Annotated in this window: 8 protein-coding genes and 1 pseudogene; 6 read left to right on the top strand and 3 right to left on the bottom strand. The window is 72.1% G+C overall.

Going from position 1 to position 7,956, the window contains the following annotated elements; all coding sequences use genetic code 11:
- Positions 1–136 precede the first annotated feature (136 nt).
- Both EST92_RS04245 and EST92_RS04240 read left to right on the top strand, forming a co-directional pair.
- Entirely contained in the window at positions 137–1,192 is a 1,056-nt protein-coding gene (locus tag EST92_RS04245; protein ID WP_129279582.1) for an NAD-dependent epimerase/dehydratase family protein, read from the top strand.
- A 61-nt stretch (positions 1,193–1,253) separates the two neighbouring features.
- Positions 1,254–1,733: pseudogene (locus EST92_RS04240) on the top strand (TIGR02452 family protein); the annotation flags it as partial.
- A 144-nt stretch (positions 1,734–1,877) separates the two neighbouring features.
- Here the strand turns inward: EST92_RS04240 and EST92_RS04235 are convergent.
- The gene (locus EST92_RS04235; protein WP_129279581.1) at positions 1,878–3,515 is read right to left on the bottom strand and encodes an alpha/beta hydrolase; all 1,638 of its coding nucleotides are present in this window, start codon (positions 3,513–3,515) and stop codon (positions 1,878–1,880) included.
- Between the two features lie 667 nt (positions 3,516–4,182).
- Between EST92_RS04235 and EST92_RS04230 the strand changes: the two genes are divergently transcribed.
- From EST92_RS04230 to EST92_RS04215, 4 genes are all read left to right on the top strand, one after another.
- Positions 4,183–4,566, top strand: a complete 384-nt coding sequence (locus EST92_RS04230; protein WP_129279580.1) for a hypothetical protein — start codon at positions 4,183–4,185, stop codon at positions 4,564–4,566.
- A 43-nt stretch (positions 4,567–4,609) separates the two neighbouring features.
- The gene (locus EST92_RS04225; protein WP_129279579.1) at positions 4,610–5,461 is read left to right on the top strand and encodes a hypothetical protein; all 852 of its coding nucleotides are present in this window, start codon (positions 4,610–4,612) and stop codon (positions 5,459–5,461) included.
- Positions 5,462–5,531: 70 nt separating this feature from the next.
- Positions 5,532–5,912, top strand: a complete 381-nt coding sequence (locus EST92_RS04220; RefSeq protein ID WP_129279578.1) for a roadblock/LC7 domain-containing protein — start codon at positions 5,532–5,534, stop codon at positions 5,910–5,912.
- A gap of 89 nt (positions 5,913–6,001) precedes the next feature.
- Entirely contained in the window at positions 6,002–6,376 is a 375-nt protein-coding gene (locus EST92_RS04215; protein ID WP_129279577.1) for a hypothetical protein, read from the top strand.
- An 18-nt stretch (positions 6,377–6,394) separates the two neighbouring features.
- On the opposite strand, the gene EST92_RS04210 is transcribed toward EST92_RS04215, so the two are convergent.
- On the bottom strand, positions 6,395–7,237 hold the full coding sequence (locus EST92_RS04210) for an urease accessory protein UreD (RefSeq protein WP_129279576.1): 843 nt from the start codon (positions 7,235–7,237) through the stop codon (positions 6,395–6,397).
- On the bottom strand, positions 7,234–7,929 hold the full coding sequence (gene ureG / locus EST92_RS04205) for an urease accessory protein UreG (protein WP_129279590.1): 696 nt from the start codon (positions 7,927–7,929) through the stop codon (positions 7,234–7,236). Before ureG ends, EST92_RS04210 begins: the two co-directional genes overlap by 4 nt.
- Positions 7,930–7,956 lie beyond the last annotated feature (27 nt).

Genomic DNA, 7,956 nt, shown 5'->3' with positions numbered 1-7,956 from the left:
GGGAAGGGGAAAGGCAAGGGGGCGAGGAAGGGGCAGGCGGCCTGAGCGGTCGGCCGTCCGGCTCCCGCCCCGCGGCGCATTGCGCCGGGGGCGAACCGTGCGGCGGCCGCCGCCCCCGCGTTCGTAGAGTCCCGGCATGACATCAGGCAGCGCAGTGGTGATCGGGGCGAGCGGACAGATCGGGCGCGCGGCGGTGCGGGCCCTGGTACGGGACGGCTGGGAGGTGACGGCCGCGTCCCGGCGCGGCGGGCGTGATGACTCCTGGCCGGCGGAGGTCCGTTCGGCGGCGGTCGACAGGGAGGACGACGCGGCGCTGGCCGGGCTGCTCGGCGAGGGCTGTGACGTGCTGCTCGACTGTGTGGCCTACGGTGCTGCGCACGCCCGGCAGTTGACCGGCCTGGCCGACCGGATCGGTTCGGCCGTGGTGATCTCCAGCGGCGCGGTGTACGAGGACGACCGGGGACGCAGCTTCGCCACCATGGGCGAGCCCGACGGCTTCCCGACCTATCCGGTGCCCGTCCCCGAGACCCAGCCGACCGTGCCGCCCGGCGACGCGGACTACGGCACCCGCAAGATCGCCCTGGAGCGGGCGTTGTTGGCGCAGGGCGACCGGCTGCCGGTGACGCTGCTGCGGGCCGGCGCGATTCACGGTCCGTACAGCCCGCTGCCGCGTGAACTGTACTTCGTCAAGCGGGTGCTGGACGGGCGGCGGGTGCGGGTGCTCGCGTACGGCGGCAGCAGCCGTTTCCATCCGGTGCATGTGGACAATCTCGCCGAGCTGGTCCGGCTGGCGGCGCGCCGGCCGGGTTCGCGGGTGCTCAATGCGGGCGATCCGCAGGCGCCGACGGTCGCCGAGATCTCCGCGGCGGTGGACGCGGCGATGGGGGCGCCGCCGAGCGAGCTCGTCGGGCCGGCCGGTGCCCCGCCGTCGACCGGGGTGGGCACGACACCGTGGACGACACCGCACCCCATCGTCTACGACCTGACGGCGGCGGAGCGGGAGTTGGGCTACCGGGCGGTGACGACGTACGAGGAGTCGCTGCCGGAGACGGTGGCCTGGCTGGCGGATCAGATCAAGGGCCGCGACTGGTGGGAGGTGTTCCCGACGATGGCCGACCGCTACCCGGACGAGAAGCTGTTCGGCTATGCGGCCGAGGACCGCTGGCTGGCCGACCGCGGCGGGCAGGGCTGAGGCCGGCGGACCGGCCGGGCACGCCGATATCCGTTGGCGGGGCACGCGGCCGGCGCCTACCTTGCTCGCCACCCGTGTCCGCGAGGCCCCGGAGTTCTACGCCGCGCACCGGGCCGATCCCAGCCCGTTCTACAGCGACCGGGTGATCCTCTCCCCCGGTGTGCCGGTGTTCTGCGACGACCGGGGCACGCTGCTCGACACGCCGTACGAGGCGGGCTTCCTGACGGCGGCCGCGCCGAATGCCGGGGTGATCGCGCGGCGGCAGCCCGCCGACACGGGCCGGGTGGCGGCGGTGCTGGCGGCGCGTGCGGAGCGGGTGCTGGAGGTGGCGGCGGCCGGCAGGCACCGTCAGCTGGTGCTCGGGGCCTGGGGCTGCGGGGTCTTCCGTAATGAACCGGCCGAGGTGGCAGCGGCGTTCGCGGGCGCCCTGCTGTCCGGTGGCCGTTTCGCCGGGTGGTTCGACCGCGTCGTGTTCGCCGTGCTGGACCGCCGCGAGGACTCCCCCACCAGGGCCGCCTTCTCCGAGGTGTTCGCGGGGTGAGCGAGGGGCGGGCGGGACGGCGGAGCCGCCGCGCGCCCGCCCGATGGTCCGCCGCTGTCGGCGAGCGGCCGGGCGCCACCACCCCGCGGATGCGACAGGGGCGGCCGGGAAGATCCCGGCCGCCCCTTTATCTGCCGCGACGGATCAGGGGGCGGACAGAAGGTCGGCAGCGGCCTTGGCGACGGCCTTGGCAGGCGCCTTGCCCGGCTGGGGCGTGGCGTGCGGAGCGCAGGTCACGTCCTTGGGGTCGGTCTTCCCCTCCAGGAAGTACGCGTCGACCCGGTTGTTGATGCAGGGGTTGACCTGACCGGTGACACCGTGCGACCCGGCGTCCCGCTCGGTGATCAGGCGGGAGCCCTTGAAGCGGCGGTGCAGCTCCACGGCGCCGCCGTACGGCGTGGCCGCGTCACGGACGCTCTGCACGATCAGCACGTTCGGCAGGCCCTTGCCCGTCTTGACGTCGACCGCGTGCTGCTGCTTGACCGGCCAGGTGGCGCAGGGCAGGTTCATCCACGCGTTGGACCAGGTCATGAACGGTGCCTTGGCGTTGATGCGGGTGTTGTCGCGGTCCCATGTGCGCCAGTTGGTGGGCCACTTGGCGTCGGTGCACTCGACGGCCGTGTAGACGGCGTTGCCGTTCTCCGAGGAGATGTTGCCCGCGGTGTCCTTGAGGTCCGGACCGGCGTTCTTGACCAGCGGCTTGCTGTCGCCGGAGAGGTAGGCGCTCCAGACCTCGGCCACCGTGGTCCACATGGAGTCGTAGTACGGCGCGTTCTGGAAGAAGCCGGTGAGCTCGGCGGGGCCGACGACGCCGCCGATCGGGTCCTTCTTGGCGGTCGCCCGCAGCTTGTCCCACGCCGCCTGGACCTTCTGGGGGGTGTCCCCGATGTGGTAGGCGGCGTCGTTCTTGGCGACCCACTTCTTCCAGTCGCCCCAGCGGGTCTCGAAAGCGATGTCCTGGTCGAGGTTGGCCTGGTACCAGATCTTCTCGCGGGAGGGATCGACGACGCTGTCGACGAGCATCCGGCGGACATGGCCCGGGAAGAGCGTCCCGTACACGGCGCCCAGGTAGGTGCCGTAGGAGACGCCCAGGTAGTTGAGCTTCTTCTCACCGAGCGCGGCACGGATGACGTCCATGTCGCGGGCGGTGTTCGGCGTCGTCATGTACGGCAGCAGGCCGTGGCTGCGCTCGGCACAGCCCTCGGCGTACTCCTTGGCGAGCTTGCGCTGGGCGCGCTTGTCCGCCTCGCTGTCCGGCACCGGGTCGGCCTTGGGCGCCTTGACGTACTCCTGCGGGTCCATGCAGGAGATCGGCGCGGAGTGCCCCACGCCCCGGGGGTCGAAGCCCACGAAGTCGTACGCCTTGGCGGTCTTGGCCCAGAGCGGGTTCTTGGTGGTGATGCGGGTCGGGAACCTCATGCCCGAACCGCCGGGACCGCCGGGGTTGTACAGGAGGGAGCCCTGGCGCTCCTTCTTGCTGCCGGTGCTGACGGCCCGGTCGACGGCGATCTTGATGGTGCGGCCGTTGGGCTTGGCGTAGTCGACGGGGACCACGACATAGCCGCACTGGATGGGTGACTTGAAGCCCCAGTCGGCGGGGCAGTCCTGCCAGTGGATGCCCTTCTTGGCGGCGCGCGCGGCGGCGGTCTGTACGCCGCGCGCCTCGGCCGAGCCGCTCTGGTGCCGCTCACCCGCGGTGGCGGGCGTGGCAGTTATCGCTCCGGCGAGGAGCGCTCCGGTCACCAGGGTGCCGGCGGCGCCGAGCGCTGCTGATTTTCTCACGTGGTCAATTCCCCCTGCATGGTGCGCCGCTGTTGACGGCGTTGATCACAGGCTTACAGAGGGATCCTGACGGGTGCCGTGCCCGCTTGAACAGGTTCGCACCGCAATTCTTTACCAAGCTGTAGGTATCCGGCCGCTCCGGCTCCGGTTCGCCGGGGGGCCACACGGGATGACCGCTCGGCTGCGGACGGCTCCCCCGCCGGGCTCCCACCGCCCCGGTAGCGGACCCCCTGCACCAAGATCTACCGAAGAGTGGCCGGTACCTCGCTGTCGAACGGCTGGGAGATCGCGGGGGTACCCCACCATTCCGGCCAGGTTCGTCGGCAAAGGACGCCCGCCCTACGCCGTTCCCGCTATACCACCGGAGCCGTCAACTTGGGGGGAATACCGCACAATTGGCCGAGCGAGAGAAAGGCAAGGACCAGGGTCGGTACCCACGACGGGGCCTCAACACCCTTACCCACCCGGCCGGTTGATGGCCGGCGCATTGGCCGTCGAAGGGGGCGTGCAGGGGCGAGAATACGTCAATTGCCGTAGACCTGCCCGTGAGGCATGTGCCAGACGCACCCCTTCAGTAACCTTCCGTGAAGGCTCTCCCACTCACCGCCACGGGAGGGCTTCGGCGTTTTCGCGCCAGATGACCGAATCGTCCCGAAGGAGATCCGAAGTGCCGGGTATCGATCAGGTGTTGTTCCGAGCCATGGGGATCCCGGGCGTGCTCGGCGCCGGACTGATCGACTGGACCAGCGGTCTGACACTGGGCACAGCGGGGCAGGCGCCGCACGGCGACCACGACGCGGCCGCCGCCGACACCGCCGATGTGGTGCAGGCCGTCACGCGCAACGCCACCTTCGACACCGAGGGCACCGGCGGTCCGGCTCTGGAGGACCTCATCATCACGGCCGCGGGCAGCTACCACCTCATCCGCTTCGTGCACACGGTCTTCGACAGTCAGACCTACCTCTACCTCTGGCTGGACCGCTCCCAGGCCAATCTCGCCGTCGCCCGGCTCCGGCTGCGCGATCTGGCGGCGGAGCTGGTCGCGTCCTGACGGCGCGCTCCGCCACCTCGTACGAACGGTAAAGGGAACCACCATGGGCCTGCCCATATCTCCTCCCCCGCCCGCTCCGGCCGGGCTGCTCGACCGGTTCGCCGCCGAACGCGTCACCGGCGCCCTCTCCGGTCCGCACGGCTGCTTCTACTTCCTCGACGGTGCGGTGTACTGCATAGAGAGCACCGCTGCTCCCGGGCTCGGCAGCCGACTCACCGCGGCCGGCAAGGTCCCGCCGCAGGGCTGGGAGTACGCCGCCGAAGCGGCCGGGGACCGGCGGACCGGCGGCCGATTCCTGGTCGAAGAGGGCTGGTTGACGCAGGGCGAACTGGAGATCTGCCATCTCGCCGCCCTGCTCGACGCGGCGTTCTTCGCCCTGCCGCTGCTGCCCGGGGCGACCTCCTTCACCCCCGGAACCGCGCACTGGCTGGGCGTCATCCGCCCCGTCAGCACCACCGCCCTCCTGCAGGCGACGGCCCGCCGCCGGGCGCTGCTCGACCGGCTCCAGCCCTGGGCCGCGGCCGACACCTCGCCCGTCATCCCCGTCGGCACCCGCATGCCGGCCGCCACCACCCGCCGCCAGCGGCGGCTGCTCGACCACGCCGACGGCCTGCACACCCCGTACGAATTGGCCCGTGCGCTGGGGGAGTCGGCCTTCGCGACGCTGCTCGACATCCGCCTGCTCGCCGCGGCCGGCCTGGTCCAGCTCCCCCCGCCCCCGCCGCCGCTCCCGCGGCGACACCCAGGCGCCTGCCTGGACGGGTCTCCCGCCCCCGCCGCCGTCGAACACATCGCTCCCGTACGGCAGTTACCGCTTCCGGACGTCTTCGACACGACCGACCCGACCATCGCCCTCCTCGTCCGCCTGCGTACGGCGCTGGAGGAAGAACTGTGAGCTCCGCCGCGCGAAGCCGGTGCACCCCATGAGGCGCGTCATCAGAGGGCGCGTCAGGAAAAGGAGACTGATGACGATCGAACCCCGGATACGGGAGGAATTGCATACGTTGCGCGAGCAAGTACGTCACTTCCAGGGCGGGATGGTGGCGAGTGTGGACGGCATGGTCATCGCGCATGATCTGCCGGACATCGAACCGGACGGCCTGGCCGCGCTCACCGCCGCGGCGATCGGGGTCGCCCAGCGCCTCACCGAGGCGACCGGACAGGGCGCCTTCGAGGAATCCCTGACCCGGGGCGCCGACGGCTATATCGCGGCCTACTCCGCCGGACGCCGCGCGGTGCTCACGGCCGTGGCGAGCCCGGACACCAACGTGGGGCGGCTCCACCTGCAGGCAAGGAAGGCCGCGGAACGCATCGGCGCCCTCGTGGACACGCCACACCGCCGATAGGCGCCCCACGCCCCGGCACCCGCGCAGTACGCCCACATACCCCCCGCATACCTGGCAATACCGTCAAGAAATGAAAGGTCTGACCCCTCATGGCTCAAATGGAATCCGCCCTCTCCGACGCGATGTCGTCCATCGAGGGCGCCGTCGGCGTCGCCCTGGTCGACTACACCAGCGGGATGGCTCTGGCCGCTCTGGGCGACAACCAGGCGCTGGATCTCAACGTCGCGGCGGCCGGCAACACCGATGTCGTACGCGCCAAGATGCGCACCATGGAGATGCTGGAACTCACGGGCTCCATCGAGGACATACTCATCACCCTGACCTCGCAGTACCACATCATCCGCCCGGTGACGGGCAAGAGCGGCCAGGGCCTCTTCCTGTACCTGGTGCTGGACCGCAAGCGCGCCAACCTCGCGCTGGCCCGCCACCGCCTCGCCAAGGTCGAGGGCGAGCTGGAGGTCTGACGAAGGGCGCCGCCGCCGTCACCCGGCGGCGGCGCTCCGCGCGGCCTCGTCCAGGAGACGGCGCAGCCGCAGCGCGTCCGGGGCGACGGCCGTGGCCAGCACCGCCGGGCCGACGAGCGGCGCGAGGACCCCCTGGCCCTCGTCCGCCGCGGACCGCTCCCCCGCCGCACCGCCGAGCAACCGGACGTCCGCCGGCCGATCGTCGAAGTCCGGTGAGACCACCATGAGTTGACCGACCGCCCGGTGCCCGCCCAGGACGGCGGAACCGTCCCAGCCGGGGACGCCGGGCCCGTAGGCCGTCTCCTGGTCGAGCAGGGTCCGGCCGGCCCGGCGGACGGTGAGCCGGCTGCGCAGTGCACCGGTCTCCTCGCCGCTGCGTCCCAGGACCTGCTCCTCGCGGAGTACCAGACGGGCGGTGGGGGCGAGGTCGACGGTGGTGGTCATCCGCAGGTCGCTGCCCGCCGCGGAGATCAGCGGTTCCGGCAGCCAGTCGAGCCGCGCTCCGTCGCCGACCGTCAACCGTACGTCGTAATGGGCGGGTTCCCCGGTACGGCCGGGCAGCGCGACGGTCGCGGCGGCGGCCGTGACGCGCAGCGCACCGCCCGCCTCGACGGTGGCGTCGAGCCCCAGCCGGTCGCCGCCGAGCGGGGCGCTCATCGCACCCACCACGCAGACCCGGGCCTGCCGGCCGGGCGCGCCGACGCGGCGCAGCGCGAGCGGGCCGTCGCCGTCGAGGACCGGCAGCCGGGTGAGGCCCACGGAGTCGGGCCGCGCGAGGATGCGGGCGGTGGCACGCAGTCCGGCGGCCGACGGGGCGCGCGTCCCCTCGGGCCGGGCCGGTGTGTGCGGTGCGAGGGTCATGCGCGGCCCGCGCTCCAGTCGGCCAGCCGCCCGCGGACCCAGTCGGAGACCGGCCGCACGCCGTTGTCGGACGTGAGCGCGGTGAAGACGACCGGCAGCTCGCCGCGCTGCGCCTTCGCGTCGCGGGCCATGCCCGCCAGATCCACGCCGACGTACGGCGCGAGGTCGGTCTTGTTGATGACGAGCAGATCGGAGGTGGTGACGCCGGGGCCGCCCTTGCGAGGGATGTCATCGCCGCCGGCCACGTCGATGACGAAGATCTGGGCATCGACCAGCCCCTTGGAGAAGGTGGCCGTCAGATTGTCCCCGCCGGACTCGACCAGGACCAGGTCGAGGGGGCCGACCGCGTCCTCCAGGTCCTCCACCGCCTCCAGGTTGGCGGAGATGTCGTCGCGGATGGCGGTGTGCGGACAGGCGCCGGTCTCGACGGCGGAGATCCGCTCGGCGGGCAGGACGGCCTCCCGCAGCAGGAACTCGGCGTCCTCGCGGGTGTAGATGTCGTTGGTGACCACGGCGAGGGACAGTTCGTCGCGCAGGGCCCGGCAGAGGGCGGCGACGGTGGCGGTCTTGCCGGTGCCGACCGGCCCGCCGAGTCCGATGCGCAGCGCGCGCCGGGTGCCGTCGGGGCGCTTCGGCTCGGCGGCGCTGTAGGTGTGCCGCTCGGGGAAGGTTTCCTTGGGGTCGAGATGCATGGTCACTCCGTGGTTCGTACGGCCAGG

The organism is Streptomyces sp. TM32, assembly GCF_004122755.1.
GTDB lineage: Bacteria > Actinomycetota > Actinomycetes > Streptomycetales > Streptomycetaceae > Streptomyces > Streptomyces sioyaensis.
The sequence above is the reverse complement of the archived record's forward strand: the minus strand, read 5'-3'. Positions and strand labels throughout refer to the sequence as shown.

Bases quoted from the DNA above. Each gene is read 5' to 3' on its own strand.
- EST92_RS04215 (WP_129279577.1), top strand. From the start codon at position 6,002: ATGGCTCAAATGGAATCCGCCCTCTCCGACGCGATGTCGTCCATCGAG.
- EST92_RS04220 (WP_129279578.1), top strand. From the start codon at position 5,532: ATGACGATCGAACCCCGGATACGGGAGGAATTGCATACGTTGCGCGAG.
- EST92_RS04245 (WP_129279582.1), top strand. From the start codon at position 137: ATGACATCAGGCAGCGCAGTGGTGATCGGGGCGAGCGGACAGATCGGG.
- EST92_RS04225 (WP_129279579.1), top strand. From the start codon at position 4,610: ATGGGCCTGCCCATATCTCCTCCCCCGCCCGCTCCGGCCGGGCTGCTC.
- EST92_RS04210 (WP_129279576.1), bottom strand. From the start codon at position 7,237: ATGACCCTCGCACCGCACACACCGGCCCGGCCCGAGGGGACGCGCGCC.
- ureG (WP_129279590.1), bottom strand. From the start codon at position 7,929: ATGCATCTCGACCCCAAGGAAACCTTCCCCGAGCGGCACACCTACAGC.